The following is an 18,502-nucleotide window of genomic DNA, read 5'->3' as shown; positions in this document are numbered from 1 at the left end:
GGTAACATAAAAAAAACCGCGCATCCATCGTCTGGATGCGCGGTTTGCCTTGCCGTGTCGCCAAGAAATTACTTGGACTTTTTCGTATTGACCCTGGTGGCCAGAAAACCGGCCGCGACAGCCACGGCGAGCGTTGCATAGGGACGCGCCTGGATCGCCAGTGTCAGCAGCGATTGCAGGGCCAGCGGCGCTGCGGCAAGCGGCGCTGCCGTCAAAGGTGCGACAGCAGGTCGTGCGGCATAGACTCTCGGGCGTTTGACGATCGCCAGCGCCACCAGCATGATGACGCCGAGCAGGAATGCCGTGCCGGCGACGACGAGCGCTGCGGGGCCTGCACCCACATGCCGGGCAAGATAGATGGACCCCGCCACCACGGCGGCGATGAAGGCGATCAGAAAGAATATCCCGGTCAGAACCGACAGGATTATGGTCGCGCGCAATCGCCTTGTGACGACGCGCCCTTCGCGCTGGGTCTCCCCCAGATAGACCAGCAATGCCTCAAGCATGAGCGCGGCCTTATCGACGCGTCAGAAGGGCGAGCACGAAACCGACGCCGACGGCGATGCCGAGCGATTGCAGCGGGTTCTTCTGGACGTGGTCGGTCAGATTGTCATTCAGCGTGGAGATTTCGCTGCGGACGCTGTCGGCCATTTCGCCGGACGCGGTCAGCGCGTCATCGGCCACACGGGCTGCCTGCGCCTTTAGCTCGTGCGATGCTCCGACGCCGAGCGCCTTCACGCTCTTGGCAAGATTTGCCAGATCTTCGCGAAGCTGGGTGAGCTGCGCCGCCACATCGGCTGCATCACCGTTTTCGAGGGATTGCTGGATCTTGTCATTCACGTTGCTACGCACGCTTGCCATAGGTGAAGTCCTTCCTGAACATCGTTGATGGGAATGGCGGTATGTTACAGATTGCCGCCGCTCACGAACCTTCGTTACGGCGGCCGAAAAACCCGCCTGTCCGTCATTAAAACGCGCCCATGCCGGCTTGGTTCCGCAAGGGAAGGGGTTTTCTTCACAGGCATTTCGGCTCGGGGGCTATTTTCCGGGAATTCGGTGCCGGACATTTGTTTTCCTGTCACAAGCATCATATAAGGCCCATCATCGAGACGTACCTTGACTTCAATCAATATGTGAAACGACATGCTCCAGACGCCCTATTACCTTATCGACAAGACAAAACTTCTTCGCAACATGGAGAAGATTGCCTATGTGCGGGAAAAATCCGGCGCCAAGGCGCTGCTGGCGCTGAAGTGCTTCGCCACATGGTCGGTGTTCGATTTCATGTCGCAATATATGGATGGCACCACCTCGTCATCGCTTTATGAGGTGCGTCTCGGCCGCGAGAAATTCGGCGGCGAGACCCATGCCTATTCCGTCGCCTATGCCGATTATGAAATCGACGAGGTGATTGCGAATGCCGACAAGATCATCTTCAATTCGATCGGTCAGCTCGAGCGTTTCGCGGACAAGGCTTCCGGCATCACGCGCGGTCTGCGTCTGAATCCGCAGGTCAGCTCCTCGAGCTTTGATCTTGCCGATCCCGCGCGCCCCTTCAGCCGCCTCGGCGAATGGGATGTCGCCAAGGTCGACAAGGTCATGGATCGCATTTCCGGCTTCATGATCCACAATAATTGCGAAAACGGTGATTTCTCGCTGTTCGACCGCATGTTGACGCAGATCGAGGAAAAATTCGGATCGCTGCTGTCGCGCGCCGAATGGGTGAGCCTCGGCGGCGGCATTCATTTCACCGGCGACAATTATCCGCTCGACCAGTTCTGCGACCGTCTGCGCGCCTTCTCGGAAAAATACGGCGTGCAGGTCTATCTGGAGCCGGGCGAAGCCTCGATCACCAGGAGCACGACGCTCGAAGTGACGGTTCTCGACACGCTGTTCAACGGCAAGAACCTCGCCATCGTCGACAGCTCGATTGAAGCGCATATGCTCGATCTGCTGATCTACCGCGAAACCGCCAAGGTGTCGCCGAATGAGGGCGAACATCCCTATATGGTCTGCGGCAAGTCCTGCCTCGCCGGCGATATTTTCGGCGACTTCCGTTTCGACAAGGAGCTGAAGGTCGGTGACCGCATCTCCTTCCAGGATGCGGCCGGTTACACGATGGTCAAGAAGAACTGGTTCAACGGCGTGAAGATGCCGGCGATCGCCATCAAGGAACTGGACGGCACCGTGCGCGCCGTTCGTGAATTCGACTTTGCCGATTTCGAGCAAAGCCTGTCTTAAACCCTGTTTCAACATCCAACGAAGCTTATCCCTGCGGGGAAAAGGAGGCATCACCTGAAATGAAGAAGAACGTTCTGATCATCGGCGCCGGTGGCGTAGCACAGGTCGTGGCGCATAAGTGCGCCCAGAACAGCGATGTATTGGGAGACATTCATATTGCGTCACGGACCTTGGGAAAGTGCCGCAAGATTGTCGAGTCCGTACGCGAAAAGAAGAGCCTCAAGACTGATGTGAAACTTGAGGCCCATGCGCTTGACGCGATGGATATCGAGGCGACGAAAGCCTTGATCAAAAAAACCGGCGTGGAAATCGTCATCAATGTCGGTTCGGCTTTCGTCAACATGTCCGTTCTTCGTGCCTGCATGGACACGGGTGTTGCCTATATGGATACGGCGATCCACGAGGATCCGACCAAGATTTGCGAAGCGCCGCCGTGGTACGGAAACTACGAGTGGAAGCGCGCGGAAGAGTGCAAGGAAAAGGGCATTACCGCCATTCTCGGCGTCGGCTTCGACCCGGGTGTGGTGAACGCCTATGCGCGTCTCGCCAAGGATGACTATTTCGACAAGGTCACCTCGGTCGATATCGTCGATATCAATGCCGGCAGCCACGGCCGCTGGTTCTCCACCAACTTCGATCCGGAAATCAACTTCCGCGAATTCACCGGCGTCGTTTATTCCTGGCAGAAGGGTGAGTGGCAGACGAACCAGATGTTCGAAGTCGGCCAGGAATTCGACTTGCCTGTCGTCGGCAAGCAGAAGGCCTACATGACCGGCCATGACGAAGTGCATTCGCTGTCCAAGAACATGGACGGCGCGGATGTGCGCTTCTGGATGGGTTTCGGCGATCACTACATCAATGTCTTCACCGTGCTGAAGAACCTCGGCCTCCTGTCGGAGAAGCCGGTCAAGACGGCTGAAGGCCTTGAAGTCGTGCCGCTCAAGGTGGTGAAGGCCGTGCTGCCCGATCCGTCTTCTCTGGCGCCCGATTATGTCGGCAAGACCTGCATTGGCGATATCGTCAAGGGTATCAAGGACGGCAAGGAACGCGAAGTCTTCATCTATAACGTGGCTGACCACAAGGAAGCCTATGAGGAAGTCGGCTCGCAGGGCATTTCCTACACCGCCGGCGTTCCCCCGGTCGCCGCCGCCATGCTGATTGCGACAGGCGAATGGGACGTGAAGCAGATGGCGAACGTTGAAGAACTGCCGCCGAAGCCGTTCCTGAACATTCTGAACAAGATCGGTCTTCCGAACCGCATCAAGGACGAAAACGGCGACCGCGCGCTGGAGTTCTGATTGCAGGCGTTTTGATTGAGGGAAATAGAAAAAGCCCCGCGAAAGCGGGGCTTTTTTGTTGGAGGCGACCCAAATAGTTTGGCGAATTCGTAGCACCCCACCGTCACCCCGGATTTAGTCCGGGGTCCAGCGCGATCAAGTCCTTGATCGCGGGAGAGTCTTCTCACGGCGCGAAGCGCCGTGGCTGGATGCCGGCTCAAGGCCGGCATGACGGCAGAAACCTTGCCGCCGGCCTCAGGCCCCGAATGAACGGGATCCGAAATTTCCGAGGCTTGCGAAGGGTCGACCTCAGCCCTTTGTCGGCTTCGGTCCACGCTTTTCGAAGGGCCTGTCCTTCTTGCCCTCGTATTTCGGCTTGTCGCCGAAGGGCTTTTTCTTTTTCCAGGGCTTGTCGTCAGTCTTGCGGTCGTCGCGGGGAGCGGCCGCATTGTCCGATTTGCTGAACTTGCGCTGGGCCTTGGCCGGACGCGTATCTTCGCGGAAGCCGCCGGTTATTTCCGGCTTGCCTTCCAGCGCCTTCAGACGGATGCCCTTTTCGAGCATCATGTCCTTGCCGATGGCGGAGGTGAAACGGTCGACGGCATCGGCCGCCAGTTCCACGAAGGTCTCCGTCTGCTGCATGCGGATCGCGCCGATATCCTGGCGGGGGATCTTGCCGAAGCGGCAGAGCATGGGGATGAGCCAGCGCGGCTCGGCGCTCTGCTTGCGGCCGACGGACAGCGAAAACCACGCGCTGTCGGCGAAATCGGAGCGTTCGCGGCGCGGGGCATCGTTTTCGACCGTCTCGAAACTGTCGCGGCGCGGCTTGCGGCTGTTGTCCAGCGAGACTTCCGTGATGTCTTCAGGTGCAGACCGTCCGGCGTGGTAAAGACGCACGAAAGCGGCGGCGACCTTTTCCGCGCCATGCTGTTCCAGGAGCTTGGTGACGAAATCGCGTTCGTCGTCGGCTACAGCCTCGGTCAGCGAAGGATCGGCCAGAAGCCGGGCGCCGTCGCGCTCGACGATCTCTTCGGCGGAAGGCGGACGAACCCATGCTGGGCTGACCTTGGCGCCCTCAAGCAGGCGTTCTGCCTTGCGGCGCTGGTTGACCGGCACCACGATGGCGCTGACGCCCTTCTGGCCGGCGCGGCCGGTACGGCCGGAGCGGTGCAGAAGCGTTTCGGAATTGGTCGGAAGGTCGGCGTGTATGACGAGTTCGAGACCCGGCAGGTCGATGCCGCGCGCGGCAACGTCGGTCGCAACGCAGACGCGGGCGCGGCCATCGCGCATGGCCTGCAGCGCATGGGTGCGCTCGTTCTGGGTCAATTCGCCTGACAGCGCCACGACGGCAAAGCCGCGATTATTCAGTCGCGCTGTCAGATGGTTGACGGCCGCACGGGTGGAGCAGAAAACGATGGCGTTGCGGGCTTCATAGAAGCGCAGCGCATTGATGATGGCGTTTTCGCGGTCTGCCGGGGACACCAGCATGGCGCGATATTCGATATCCACATGCTGCTTCTGTTCGGAAGCAGTGGCGATGCGCACGGCATTCTTCTGGTAGCTTTCGGCAAGCTTGGCGATGCTGCGCGGCACGGTGGCCGAGAACATCAACGTGCGGCGATCGTCGGGCGATTCTTCCAGAATGAATTCCAGATCTTCGCGGAAACCGAGGTCGAGCATCTCGTCGGCTTCGTCAAGCACAACCGCACGGATGGAGGACAGATCAAGTGCATTGCGCTTGATGTGGTCGCAGAGACGACCGGGCGTGCCGACGACGATGTGCGCGCCGCGCTCCAGCGCCCGCCGCTCATTGCGGATGTCCATGCCGCCAACGCAGGAGGCAATGGAAACACCGGCAAACTCATAAAGCCATTCCAGTTCGCGCTTGACCTGCATGGCCAGTTCGCGGGTTGGCGCAATGGCAAGCGCCAGCGGCGCGGAAGCCTGTCCGAAGCGGTTGTCGTCGCGCAGCAGCGTGGTCGCAAGCGCGATGCCGAAGGCGACCGTCTTGCCGGAACCGGTCTGCGCGGAAACCAGCGCGTCCTTGTCGGCGAGTTCCGGCGCAAGCATGGCCTGCTGCACGGGGGTCAAATCTTTGTAGCCGCGTTTTTCCAACGCCTGCGCGATCGCCGGGGCGATACCCTGGGTGTCTGTCATCTACCGTCTTTCGGATATGAAGCTGCCCGCATCCGCCCGAAACCAATAGGTCCTAAAGTCTCCGGGGCAGCCGATACAGGCCATTTCGGCCATCTGGCCGGTTGCATTGCCGCGCTCATACTGCGAATGGGCCCGTTTGTACAGTGCACTGCGGTACGCTCTTTTGCGTGTGCTTTATCCCGCCGGCGCTTCCTTGCGCCATTGTTCCATGCTCAGGCTCCCGAAAAAGGCGTACCGCATGGTTCATAAACGGCATTGCGTGCCCCCCGCCTTTTCGCTAAGAGACCCGCAACTTGAGGCTCTTTGTCAGGAAGGGCCGACTGGGTTTGTTCTTGTCCGTCCGTTTCCAGAGGGAGCCGGCGGGAAAATGGGATGGTACTGGTCAAGGCTATGGCTCGCATTGTCATGAAATTCGGCGGCACGTCCGTCGCGAACCTCGAACGCATTCACAATGTCGCACGGCATGTGAAACGCGAAGTGGATGCCGGCCATGAAGTGGCCGTGGTCGTTTCCGCCATGTCCGGCAAAACCAATGAGCTGGTGGACTGGGTGCAGAACGCCGCGAAGGTTGCCGGCGCCAACGCCGCTTCGTTCTTCGACGCGCGCGAATATGACGCGGTTGTCGCATCAGGCGAACAGGTGACATCGGGTCTTCTGGCGATCACGCTGCAATCCATGGGCATCAATGCGCGCTCCTGGCAGGGCTGGCAGATTCCGATCCGCACCGACAATGCGCATGGCGCCGCCCGCATTCTCGAGATCGACGGTTCGGATATCGTCCACCGCATGGGCGAAGGCCAGGTTGCCGTCGTTGCCGGCTTCCAGGGTATCGGTCCTGACAACCGCATCGCGACGCTCGGTCGCGGCGGCTCGGATACGTCCGCTGTCGCCATCGCTGCCGCCGTCAAGGCGGATCGCTGCGACATCTACACTGACGTCGATGGCGTCTACACCACCGATCCGCGCATCGAGCCCAAGGCTCGCCGCATGAAGAAGATCGCCTTCGAGGAAATGCTCGAAATGGCGTCTCTCGGCGCGAAGGTTCTGCAGGTTCGCTCGGTCGAGCTTGCCATGGTACACAAGGTGCGCACCTTCGTTCGCTCCAGTTTCGAGGATCCCGATGCGCCGGGCATGGGCGACCTCATCAACCCGCCCGGTACTTTGATTTGTGACGAGGATGAAATCGTGGAACAGGAAGTCGTAACCGGCATCGCCTATGCCAAGGATGAAGCACAGATCTCGCTGCGCCGCGTGGCCGACCGTCCGGGCGTCTCCGCCGCGATCTTCGGGCCGCTCGCGGAAGCGCATATCAATGTCGACATGATCGTGCAGAACATCTCCGAAGATGGTTCGCGCACCGACATGACCTTCACCGTTCCCTCGGGCGATGTTGCCAAGGCTCTGAAGGTTCTGGATGACAACAAGGCCCAGATCGGCTTCGACGTCGCGCAGAACGAAACGGGTCTCGCCAAGGTTTCGGTGATCGGTATCGGCATGCGCAGCCATGCGGGCGTTGCGGCCAGCGCGTTCAAGGCGCTTGCCGAGAAGAATATCAACATCAAGGCCATCACCACGTCCGAGATCAAGATTTCGATCCTGATCGACGGCGCCTATGCCGAACTTGCGGTCCGCACTTTGCATTCCGCCTACGGCCTCGATAAGGCTTGAAGCCGAGACATCGGTTCCCGATGCTCCGATTCTTCGGAGTTGCGTTCTTCCGATGTGGCGTTTCATGAAAGCGTGTCCCTTGCGGGACGCGCTTCTCGCGCTATAAATTTTTAAATGACGTTTTGATTCTCGAATATTATGACATTCGGATCGGAAGCGTCGGGGAGCAAACGCGATGAGAGACCTTTCCGCAGGTCCGCGCGTCCTGCTCAAGCGGCTGCGCGAAATGATGGCGGAGCACCTTGAACCGCAGGACCGTCTGGACCAGATCGTCCGTCAGATTGCCAGCAACATGGTGGCGGAGGTTTGCTCGGTCTACGTGCTGCGCTCCGACAGCGTGCTGGAACTTTACGCCACCGAAGGTCTCAACAAGGATGCCGTGCATCTCGCACAGCTGAAAATGGGGCAGGGTCTTGTCGGCACGATTGCCGCTTCGGCCCAGCCGCTCAATCTTTCCGATGCGCAGGCGCATCCGGCTTTCCGCTATCTTCCTGAAACCGGTGAGGAAATTTATCATTCCTTCCTCGGCGTGCCGATTTTGCGCTCCGGTCGCACTCTTGGCGTTCTTGTGGTCCAGAACAAGGCCAGCCGAACATACCGGGAGGATGAAATTGAAGCGCTCGAGACAACCGCGATGCTTATCGCTGAAATAGTGGCGAGCGGCGAGTTGAAAAAGATCACCCGCCCCGGTGTGGAGCTTGATCTGACGCGTGCCGTTTCCATCGATGGCGACGCCTATGGCGAAGGCATCGGTCTTGGTCACGTCGTGCTGCATGATCCCCGCATTGTCGTCACCAATCTCCTCAATGAAGATGCGGATACGGAAATCCGGCGTCTTGCCGATGCCATTGGGTCGCTACGCCTGTCGATCGACGACATGTTGCAGCGCCGTGACGTGCCGACCGAGGGAGAACATCGCGAAGTTCTCGAGACCTATCGCATGTTTGCCCACGATCAGGGCTGGGTACGCCGCATGGAAGAGGCGATCCGCAACGGCCTGACGGCGGAAGCGGCTGTCGAAAAGGTGCAGAGCGACACCAAGGCGCGCATGATGCGCCTGACCGATCCTTACCTGCGCGAACGCATGCATGATTTCGACGATCTCGCCAACCGGCTGCTGCGCCAGCTCATCGGTTTCGGCGGGCGTGGTCCCGAGCAGGATTTCCCGCTCGACGCCATCGTTCTGGCCCGCGCCATGGGTGCCGCCGAACTCTTGGATTATCCGCGCGAAAAACTGCGCGGTCTTGTGCTCGAAGACGGCGCGGTGACGAGCCATGTCGTCATCGTGGCGCGTGCCATGGGCATTCCGATCATCGGGCAGGCGACGGGCATCGTCGCACTTGCTGAAAATAACGATCCCATCATCATCGATGGTGATGACGGTCAGGTGCATCTGCGTCCGATGTCGGATCTGCAGCGCGCCTATGAGGAAAAAGTTCGCCTGCGTGCCAAGCGGCAGGAGCAGTTCCGCGCGCTTCGTAATGTCGAGCCGATCACCAAGGATGGCCAGAAGGTCAACTTGAAAATGAATGCAGGCCTTCTCGTGGACCTGCCGCAGCTGGAGGAATCCGGCGCTGACGGCATCGGCCTTTTCCGCACCGAGCTGCAATTCATGATTGCCTCCAACATGCCGAAGGGCGAGGAGCAGGAGGCTTTCTACCGGTCCGTTCTGCGGCAGGCGAAGGGAAAAAGCGTCACCTTCCGCACGCTGGATATCGGCGGCGACAAGGTTGTGTCCTATATGCGCGGCCAGGAAGAGGAAAACCCGGCGCTTGGCTGGCGGGCGATCCGCCTGTCGCTCGACCGTCCGGGCCTGATGCGCACGCAGATGCGCGCGCTGCTGCGCGCCGCCTCCGGTGCTGAATTGCGCATGATGCTGCCGATGGTGACGGAAGTGTCCGAAATCCGCGCCGCGCGCGACCTTCTCCAGAAGGAAGTGCAGCATCTCTCGAAATTCAGCCACGCGCTGCCGAAAAAGCTGCAATTCGGCGCGATGCTGGAAGTGCCTTCGCTGATGTGGCAGCTCGATGAGCTGATGCAGGAGGTGGATTTCGTCTCCGTCGGCTCGAATGACCTGTTCCAGTTCTCGATGGCGGTCGATCGCGGCAATGCTCGTGTTTCGGATCGTTTCGATAATTTGGGCAAGCCGTTCCTGCGCATTCTGCGCGATATCGTGCGCGCCGGCGAAAGGCACCACACTTCGGTGACGCTGTGCGGTGAAATGGCGAGCAAGCCGCTGTCGGCCATGGCTTTGATTGGTCTCGGTTTTCGTTCGGTTTCGATGTCGCCGACGGCGATCGGCCCCGTGAAGGCCATGCTGCTCGGGCTTGATGCCGCGCGCCTTGCCGATGAGCTGAACGCGGCGCTGGACGACCATAATTCGCTGGAAAGTGCGCGCGAGGTGTTGTTACGCTTTGCGGCGACGCATTCCATTCCCATTTAAAAAGACCTGTTTCAATATTGGAGTGACTGGTGGCGAAGCTTCCCGTCGAAAAAATGCGCGAGTTGGAAAGACGTTTCGGCGAGATCGAAGCGCGTATGTCGGCCGGGCCTGCAGCGGATGTTTATGTGAAGCTGGCTTCGGAATATTCCGAACTCGAGCCGGTGGTGAAGAAGATCCGCGAATACGAGAAGGCGGTCTCCGAAGCGGCCGATCTCGAGGCGTTGCTTGCTGACAAGACGACCGACAGGGATATGCGCGACCTGGCGGAAATGGAGCTGCCGGAAATCGAGACCCGCATCGGCGAGCTTGAAAAGGACATGCAGGTCCTGTTGCTGCCGAAGGATGCGGCGGACGAAAAAAGCGCGATCCTTGAAATCCGCGCCGGCACCGGCGGCTCCGAGGCGGCACTTTTTGCCGGTGATCTCTTCCGCATGTATGAGCGTTTTGCATCGACCAAGGGGTGGAAAGTCGAAGTGCTTTCCGCCAGCGAGGGTGAAGCGGGCGGTTACAAAGAAATCATCGCCACGATCAGCGGGCGAGGGGTATTTTCCAAGCTGAAGTTCGAATCCGGCGTACACCGGGTGCAGCGCGTGCCGGAAACGGAAGCGAGCGGCCGCATCCACACCTCGGCCGCCACGGTTGCCGTGCTGCCGGAAGCGGAAGACATCGACGTCGAAATTCGCCCGGAAGACATTCGCATCGATACGATGCGTGCTTCCGGTGCGGGCGGCCAGCACGTCAACACCACCGACTCGGCCGTTCGTATCACCCATCTTCCGACAGGTCTGATCGTCACCAGTTCGGAGAAATCCCAGCATCAGAACCGCGCCAAGGCCATGCAGGTTCTGCGCTCGCGGCTTTACGATATCGAACGCCAGAAAGTGGAGAGCGAACGTTCGGCGGACCGCAAGAGCCAGGTGGGTTCCGGCGACCGCTCCGAGCGCATTCGCACCTATAATTTCCCGCAGGGTCGTGTCACCGATCACCGCATCAACCTCACGCTCTACAAGCTCGACCGGATGATCGAGGGCGAAATCGATGAACTCGTGGATGCGCTGATCGCCGATTATCAGGCCGGTCAGCTTGCCCAGCTCGGCGAGCAGCTTTGAGCACGGCGGCCGAAGCGAGCGTTGCGAGCGCGCTTGCCGCCGCCCGCAAAAGGCTGCAGGCGGCAGGGATCGATGATCCGCTTCTCGATGCACGGCTCCTGATTGCGGAGGTCATCGATTTTTCATTGACCGATTTCGTGATGAAGCCTGATCGTGTCGTTACGCCGGAAGAACGCGCCCGTATCGCCACCATGATCGACAGGCGGGCGAATGGCGAACCCGTTCACCGCATTCTCGGCCACCGGGAATTTCATGGCCTCGATCTTCTTCTGTCAAAGGAGACGCTCGAGCCCCGGCCGGATACGGAAGTTCTGGTCGACACGCTGTTGCCGGAGCTGAAAAAAGCCATCTCCGCCAAGGGCAGCGCCCGCATTCTCGACATGGGCACCGGCACGGGCGCGATCTGTCTGGCGCTGTTGAAAGAATGCCCCGATGCCACCGGCATCGGCAGCGATATTTCCGCCGATGCGCTGGAAACGGCGGCCAGGAATGCGGCCCGAAATGATCTTGGCGCGCGCTTTGAGACCATACGCAGCGACTGGTTTGAAAAAATCTCTGGCAGCTTTGACATAATTGTGTCGAATCCGCCTTATATAAGGACTGATATCGTCGCAACGCTTGACCAAGAGGTTCGTAACCACGATCCGATGACGGCGCTGGACGGAGGTCAGGACGGCCTTGCACCGTACCGCCTCATCGCTGCCGATGCAGGCCGCTTTCTTGTGGAAAACGGGATTGTCGGTGTGGAGATCGGTTTCGATCAAAGGCTTGATGTTTCCGCTATATTTGCTTCCCACGGCTTCTCTCTTCTGGACGCCGTGAAGGATTATGGCGGTAACGACAGAGTTTTGACCTTCCGGAGATAGTTGTTCGCGATATGTCTGCGGATTTTTTGCACAGCAAAAGAAAAGGCTTGGATTTCCGCATGAAGCGGGATAGTTTGCGGCCACATGCCGGGTGGCTGAGGACGAACACAGATTCGTCAGGGTATGGGTCAGTCCCGAAGCGGGTTCTTTTGAGAGCCCTGAAAGGCTGGGCGTTTCCGGCATGTGAATCAGTAAACTTTGTTCGCAGGCGGCTCGGTGCAGCATTTGCGCAGCCGGTCGTCATACGCGAGGTCTTGTCCCGGGGTTATCTTCGGCAAGGCGCGTGATGGAGCAATTTCAGGAAAAATTTCCAGCGGTTTTCCGCCCGGAATTGCATGAAAACAACCAGATTGTCAGCAAAACAGAATTCAGGTGAGCAATTGATGAGGCCAGGACAGCAAAACAAGCGCGGCCGGGGGCGTGGAAGCAACAACAATAACAATGGTGGCGGTAACAACAACAACTTCAACCGCAAGGGCGGCAACCCGCTCACCAGGACTTATGACAGCTCCGGCCCCGATGTTAAAATCCGTGGCACAGCCCAGCATATAGCGGAAAAATACGCGGCTCTGGCGCGCGACGCGCAGAGTTCCGGCGACCGCGTGATCGCTGAGAACTATCTGCAGCACGCTGAACATTATAACCGCATCATCGCTTCGGCTCAGGCCCAGATGCAGGAACGCTTCCAGCGCGACGATCGCGGCGAATATAGCGGTGCCGATGGCGACGATATGGATGTGAATGACGGCGATGAAGGCGGCGTTGCACCGCAGCAGCAGGCCGAACAGGTCGAGCGCGCGCAGCAGCCCGAACGCCAGGAGCGTACTGAGCGGAACGAACCGCGCCAGGAGCGTCGTGAGCGTCCGGACCGCCGCGAGCGGCAGGAACGTCAGCCACGCCAGCCGCAGGTGGCCGCCGAACAGCAGCCGCCGGTTTACGACGCCAGCCAGGCGCCGCAGCCGGTCATCGAAGGCACTCCCATGGAAGTGGCCGTTGAGGAAGAGCAGCAGCAGGCGGAAGCTCCGGCGGCTGAACGTGCACCGAAGACACGCCGTGCAACAGGGCCGCGCCCGCGCCGCCCGCGCCGCACCGCCGCTGCGGAAGGCGCCGAAGGCGAAGATGCGCCGGCCGGTGACGACGCTGCACCTGCCACGCTTGAGAACGCTGCCGAATAAGCAGCTTCTGCAAACCACTCTGCGATCGAAAAACTCCGGCTTGCCGGAGTTTTTTGTTTTTTGCGATTGGCTATGAACATTCCGCTGGCCGTCAGCGTGGATTTCACGCGGCGAATTGACGCCTGTCGGTTCGTATGAAAATTTCCCGGATGGTGGATTTTCTCCCCTTTAAACCGATGAAAATGCCTCCCATATTCGTGCAGGAAGGACGGAAGCCGCATTCGCCGGCAACCGACCTTCAAGAGGCGGCGATCGTGAAATCCTTTGAACACGGCTGTCGTAGCGGGGCTTGCCTTTTGAGGGAGCCTCAACCCTAACACCCGGAGCCGTGCCGAAAGCGGGCGGGCCGGTCTATGGAGGTTCGACTATGAATATTGAAAAATACTCCGAGCGCGTTCGTGGTTTTCTGCAATCGGCGCAGACCTTTGCGCTTGCCGAAAACCATCAGCAGTTTTCGCCCGAACACGTTCTGAAGGTTCTGCTCGATGACGAGCAGGGCATGGCGGCATCGCTGATCGAGCGCGCCGGCGGCAGCGCCAAGGAAGGGCGTCTTGCCAATGATGCGGCACTTGCGAAATTGCCCAAGGTTTCCGGTGGAAATGGTGGCCTTTCGCTCACCGCGCCGCTCGCCAAAGTGTTCTCGACCGCGGAAGATATTGCCAAGAAGGCCGGGGACAGTTTTGTCACCGTCGAGCGTCTTCTGCAGGCGCTTGCCATTGAAAGCTCCGCTTCCACCTCGGCTTCCCTGAAGAAGGCGGGTGCAACGGCGCAGGCGCTCAATCAGGTCATCAACGACATCCGCAAGGGCCGCACGGCTGACAGCGCCAACGCCGAACAGGGCTTTGACGCGCTGAAGAAGTTCGCGCGCGATCTGACGGAGGAAGCCCGCGAAGGCAAGCTCGATCCGGTGATCGGTCGCGACGACGAAATTCGCCGCACTATTCAGGTCCTGTCGCGCCGTACCAAGAATAATCCCGTGCTGATCGGTGAACCCGGTGTCGGTAAAACGGCGATTGCCGAAGGTCTTGCGCTGCGCATCGTCAATGGCGATGTGCCCGAAAGCCTGAAGGACAAGAAGCTGATGGCGCTCGATATGGGCGCGCTGATTGCCGGTGCGAAATATCGCGGTGAGTTTGAAGAGCGTCTGAAGGCTGTGCTGAACGAGGTGCAGGCCGAAAACGGCGGCATCATCCTGTTCATCGACGAGATGCACACGCTGGTCGGCGCCGGCAAGGCCGATGGCGCGATGGATGCGTCCAACCTCTTGAAGCCCGCGCTTGCCCGTGGCGAGTTGCACTGCGTCGGCGCCACCACGCTCGATGAATATCGCAAGCATGTGGAAAAGGATCCGGCCCTTGCCCGCCGTTTCCAGCCTGTGCTGGTGGATGAGCCGACCGTTGAGGACACGATCTCGATCCTGCGCGGGTTGAAGGAAAAATACGAACAGCACCACAAGGTTCGTATCTCGGATTCCGCCCTTGTTGCAGCTGCGACGCTTTCCAACCGCTACATCACCGACCGGTTCCTGCCCGACAAGGCAATCGATCTGATGGACGAGGCCGCTTCGCGTCTTCGCATGCAGGTGGATTCCAAGCCGGAAGAACTGGACGAGTTGGATCGCCGCATCATTCAGCTGAAGATCGAACGCGAAGCCTTGAAGCAGGAGACGGACCAGTCCTCCGCCGACCGCCTCAAGAAGCTCGAGGACGAGTTGGCCGATACGGAAGAAAAGGCAGATGCGCTGACGGCCCGCTGGCAGGCGGAAAAGCAGAAGCTCGGCCACGCCGCAGACTTGAAGAAGCGGCTGGACGAAGCCCGCAACGAACTGGCAATTGCCCAGCGCAACGGCCAGTTCCAGCGCGCTGGCGAGCTGACCTATGGCATCATTCCCGGCCTCGAAAAGGAACTGGCTGCGGCGGAAGCCCGCGACAGCAGCGGTGTCGGTTCGATGGTTCAGGAAGTTGTCACGGCCGATAACATCGCCCATGTCGTTTCCCGCTGGACGGGCATTCCGGTCGACAAGATGCTGGAAGGCCAGCGCGAAAAGCTGCTGCGCATGGAAGACGAGCTTGCCAAGTCCGTTGTCGGGCAGGGCGAGGCTGTTCAGGCGGTGTCCAAGGCGGTTCGCCGTTCGCGCGCCGGCCTGCAGGATCCCAACCGGCCGATCGGTTCGTTCATCTTCCTCGGCCCGACGGGCGTGGGCAAGACCGAGCTGACCAAGTCCTTGGCCCGCTTCCTGTTCGACGACGAAACCGCGATGGTTCGTCTCGACATGTCGGAATATATGGAGAAACACTCCGTTGCCCGGCTGATCGGCGCACCTCCCGGCTATGTCGGTTATGAAGAGGGCGGTGCCCTGACGGAAGCGGTTCGCCGCCGGCCCTATCAGGTCGTGCTGTTCGACGAGATTGAAAAAGCGCATCCTGACGTCTTTAACGTCCTGCTGCAGGTGCTGGATGATGGCCGTCTGACGGACGGCCAGGGCCGCACCGTCGATTTCAAGAACACCATCATCATCATGACCTCGAACCTCGGCTCGGAATTCATGACGCAGATGGGCGACAATGACGATGTGGATTCGGTTCGTGATCTGGTGATGGAGCGGGTCCGGTCGCATTTCCGGCCGGAATTCCTCAACCGTATCGACGATATCATCCTCTTCCACCGCCTGCGGCGCGATGAGATGGGTGCAATTGTCGAAATCCAGCTGAAGCGTCTCATCTCGCTGCTCGGCGATCGCAAGATTTCGCTCGAACTGGATGAGGATGCCCGCAGCTGGCTTGCCAACAAGGGTTACGATCCGGCTTACGGCGCGCGTCCGCTGAAGCGGGTGATCCAGAAGGCGGTTCAGGACAGGCTTGCCGAAATGATCCTCGGCGGCGAAGTTCCTGACGGTTCGCGGGTCAAGGTGACCTCGGGCACCGACCGGCTGCTGTTCAAGGTCAAGCCCGCAAAGGGCGAGGCCGAAGCCGAAACGGCCGATGCGGCATAAGCCGATGCGGCATAAAACGAAAGGGCTCCGGAAACGGAGCCCTTTTCATTTGGCAGCTTTTCGGGCGGTAAAGGTCCGGCGAATTAGCGGCTCGCCACCTGATTGGGCTTTTCGTCAATATTCAGCAGATTGTCGATACGTTTTCTCTCATCGGAGAACCGCGCGAGCGCATCGCCGGAAAGCGACTTGCCACCCGGCAGGCGCACCTTCATCGCGTCCACCTTGGTGCCGTTGACGATCAGCTCGTAATGCAGATGCGCGCCGGTCGAAAGGCCGGTCGATCCCACATAACCGATGACCTGGCCCTGCCGGACCTTGGAGCCCTCGGTGACACCCTTGGCGATGGCGCTCTGGTGGTTATAGGAAGAGACGTAGCCATTGGCATGGCGGATCAGGGTCTGGTTACCGTAACCCGAGGCCCATCCGGCCTTCTCGACGGTGCCGTTGCCCGTCGCGATAATCGGCGTACCGCGGGCGGCGGCCCAGTCGGTGCCGGTATGCATGCGGCTGAACTTCAAAACCGGGTGGCGGCGCATGCCGAAACCTGAGGTCATGCGGCCGTTAGGAACGGGGTTGCGCAACAGGAACTGCCGGATGCTTTTGCCGTTCTCGTCGAAATAATCGATGCTGTTATCGTCGGGATTCTGGAACCGGTAAAAACGTGTCTCGTTGTCGCCGAACTTGGCGTTGACGTAGAGCAGTTCCGACTTGTCCGTCGCCTTGCCATCCGCGTCTTCCACGGAGAAGAAGGCTTCCAGCGTATCCGCCGGCTTGAGCTGCGCCTGAAAATCGACGCTGCTGGCCAGAAGCTTGATGAGTTGGGAAACCATGCTCTGGTTCATGCCGTAAGCCAGGGCCGCACGGTAGACACCGTCATAAACGCTCGGCAGATCGCGACCGGCGGCAGGTGCCGGGGTGCTGTCGAAGGCGGTCGCCACCGCGTCGAGCTTCGGCGGTTCGCTGGCCTTGATGAAACGCTTGCGGTCATCAATGGCCATGGTGACCATGTGGCGGCCCTTGCGGTAAAGGCTCACGCGCACGATGTCGCTCTTGTCGTCTTCCTGAATAATGCCGACGCGCAGCACGTCGCCGCTTTCGACATTGTTCGACTGGAGTTGCGGCGACAGCAGGCTTGCGATTTCCGACGACTGTGCCTTCGAATAGCCGGCGCCAAAGAGGGCGGCTTCGATGGTCTCGGTCTGGCGGGCAGGGATCACGTCGTCGGCATATTCCTTGACGGGCACCGAGGCTGACTGCGGGGTCGAAACCGACATGTTCTGTTCAACGACGCGGGCCGCGAGGCCGGCGGTGATATCGACATCGCCTTCATCATTATCGAAACGGCGGGGGTCGATGTAATAGAGCGCGGTAAGCTGTTCGTTGCCATCCGTCAGGATCGAGCCGTTCGAACGTACCGCCTCCTCAACCTCGTCGAAACTCAGGGAGCCGGCGAAGGGATATTTGGAGTGCTGAACGGGAAAGGCGACTGTCTTCAGGCTGACTTCGGATTCCACCTCGGAGCCGTAGATCGTTCCAGTCCGGCTTGGTGCGGGCGCCGATGCGTCCTTGTCCTCGTTGCTCGCGAAAATATTCAGGGGATCGAAGGCGGGATAGTCGTCCTGCTTGGCGTAATTTGCCGCCAGCGGGATCTTGACGTGGGAGAAGGGGACCTTGCGGACCACTTCCTTGTCGCCTTCATTGATAACGGTGGAGACTTCCATGATCGACCGGTCGGATGGCCGGGCCGCGATATTCGGTGCGACGAGGCGTGTGCCCCGACGGGCGGCTTCCGTAGCGTTGTTGCCCATATCCGCCTTGGCGAAGGCTTCGGCGGGAATGGCAAGCTGCTGGCGGCCGTCGAGAGCGGCAAACAGCGCCACGCCCATCAATATGGAAGAGGTAATGCCGGTCAGGAACGTGCCGGAAAGCCATCTGAGCGAAATTTCGCGGCGATCGGGTGCACGGCGTCCTTCCGCCAGAATTGGCGGTTCTGTGCCTAGCGACCGGATCACATTGCGATCCGCAGTCATACCAGCTGTGCCCCGTCGGTCATGCGTTCTCCAGAAACTTCAGGCGAAGGTGTGCAACTTTCAAAGCTGTGAGTCAAATCGGTCGACGCACCGGCGGACATGCCGCAACAGCCCATATAAGGACACGCGCGGGCATGTCTCGTATTAACGCTTCGTTGGCAAAGCAATTAGCGAGGAAGGGGGCTAAAAGAAGGCGCGAGACCCGCCTTGCCGCCCGTTGGGCTGTTCTCCTGTGCAAAACCACAGGCACGGCGGGGCGGTTTTAAGCCGATCGGCTGGTGAAAACGAAATTCCCTTTTAAAATCAGGGATCTGTCACATTTCTTGATTTTTTTGATATTGCTGTGTTGACTTGTTTGGTGGGGTGGATTTATAAGTCCGCTCACTGAACGAGGGCGGCGGCGCTGCTGGCGACGACGACTTTCGTTCTAAAGAAATCAAGCGGATGGGCTGATAGCTTGTTTGTTTCCCGGGGTTTAGGCTTTGGGGGAATGATTTTGTGACTGTTTGATACGGTCTGTTTTTTGACAATTGAATATGAGAAG

12 protein-coding genes are annotated in these 18,502 nt (G+C 59.6%); 8 read left to right on the top strand and 4 right to left on the bottom strand.

The window, feature by feature from the left end; all coding sequences use genetic code 11:
- Positions 1–68: 68 nt before the first annotated feature.
- Entirely contained in the window at positions 69–506 is a 438-nt protein-coding gene (locus ASB65_RS06580; RefSeq protein ID WP_003508754.1) for a hypothetical protein, read from the bottom strand.
- A 10-nt stretch (positions 507–516) separates the two neighbouring features.
- Complete coding sequence (locus ASB65_RS06575; RefSeq protein WP_060723392.1) at positions 517–861, bottom strand: DUF883 family protein; 345 nt, start codon at positions 859–861, stop codon at positions 517–519.
- Positions 862–1,143: 282 nt separating this feature from the next.
- Here ASB65_RS06575 and nspC point away from each other — a divergent pair, with 282 nt between their 5' ends.
- Complete coding sequence (gene nspC / locus ASB65_RS06570) at positions 1,144–2,241, top strand: carboxynorspermidine decarboxylase (RefSeq protein WP_060723391.1); 1,098 nt, start codon at positions 1,144–1,146, stop codon at positions 2,239–2,241.
- 59 nt (positions 2,242–2,300) lie between these two features.
- Positions 2,301–3,539, top strand: a complete 1,239-nt coding sequence (locus ASB65_RS06565; RefSeq protein ID WP_003508758.1) for a saccharopine dehydrogenase family protein — start codon at positions 2,301–2,303, stop codon at positions 3,537–3,539.
- A gap of 288 nt (positions 3,540–3,827) precedes the next feature.
- Here the strand turns inward: ASB65_RS06565 and ASB65_RS06560 are convergent, their stop codons facing one another.
- Positions 3,828–5,675: a DEAD/DEAH box helicase gene (locus tag ASB65_RS06560; RefSeq protein ID WP_060723390.1), complete on the bottom strand. Its 1,848-nt coding sequence runs from the start codon at positions 5,673–5,675 to the stop codon at positions 3,828–3,830.
- A gap of 390 nt (positions 5,676–6,065) precedes the next feature.
- On the opposite strand from ASB65_RS06560, the gene ASB65_RS06555 reads away from it, so the two are divergent.
- The 6 genes from ASB65_RS06555 to clpB all read left to right on the top strand — a co-directional run bounded on the left by ASB65_RS06555 (position 6,066) and on the right by clpB (position 15,928).
- On the top strand, positions 6,066–7,343 hold the full coding sequence (locus ASB65_RS06555) for an aspartate kinase (protein WP_003508761.1): 1,278 nt from the start codon (positions 6,066–6,068) through the stop codon (positions 7,341–7,343).
- Between the two features lie 175 nt (positions 7,344–7,518).
- Entirely contained in the window at positions 7,519–9,786 is a 2,268-nt protein-coding gene (gene ptsP, locus ASB65_RS06550) for a phosphoenolpyruvate--protein phosphotransferase (RefSeq protein WP_003508762.1), read from the top strand.
- A 29-nt stretch (positions 9,787–9,815) separates the two neighbouring features.
- Positions 9,816–10,895, top strand: coding sequence for a peptide chain release factor 1 (gene prfA / locus ASB65_RS06545; protein ID WP_003508763.1), 1,080 nt, complete (start codon positions 9,816–9,818; stop codon positions 10,893–10,895).
- The gene (prmC, locus tag ASB65_RS06540) at positions 10,892–11,761 is read left to right on the top strand and encodes a peptide chain release factor N(5)-glutamine methyltransferase (RefSeq protein ID WP_060723389.1); all 870 of its coding nucleotides are present in this window, start codon (positions 10,892–10,894) and stop codon (positions 11,759–11,761) included. Before prfA ends, prmC begins: the two co-directional genes overlap by 4 nt.
- A 383-nt stretch (positions 11,762–12,144) precedes the next feature.
- A complete protein-coding gene (locus ASB65_RS06535; protein WP_060723388.1) occupies positions 12,145–12,936 on the top strand; it encodes a DUF4167 domain-containing protein in 792 nt (263 codons plus the stop codon).
- 367 nt (positions 12,937–13,303) lie between these two features.
- Complete coding sequence (gene clpB / locus ASB65_RS06525) at positions 13,304–15,928, top strand: ATP-dependent chaperone ClpB (protein WP_060723387.1); 2,625 nt, start codon at positions 13,304–13,306, stop codon at positions 15,926–15,928.
- An 83-nt stretch (positions 15,929–16,011) separates the two neighbouring features.
- Here the strand turns inward: clpB and ASB65_RS06520 are convergent, their stop codons facing one another.
- Complete coding sequence (locus tag ASB65_RS06520; protein WP_060723386.1) at positions 16,012–17,958, bottom strand: M23 family metallopeptidase; 1,947 nt, start codon at positions 17,956–17,958, stop codon at positions 16,012–16,014.
- Positions 17,959–18,502: the final 544 nt, after the last annotated feature.

Origin of the sequence: Agrobacterium tumefaciens str. B6, from assembly GCF_001541315.1 — a bacterium.
Classification (GTDB): domain Bacteria; phylum Pseudomonadota; class Alphaproteobacteria; order Rhizobiales; family Rhizobiaceae; genus Agrobacterium; species Agrobacterium radiobacter.
The sequence above is the reverse complement of the archived record's forward strand: the minus strand, read 5'-3'. Positions and strand labels throughout refer to the sequence as shown.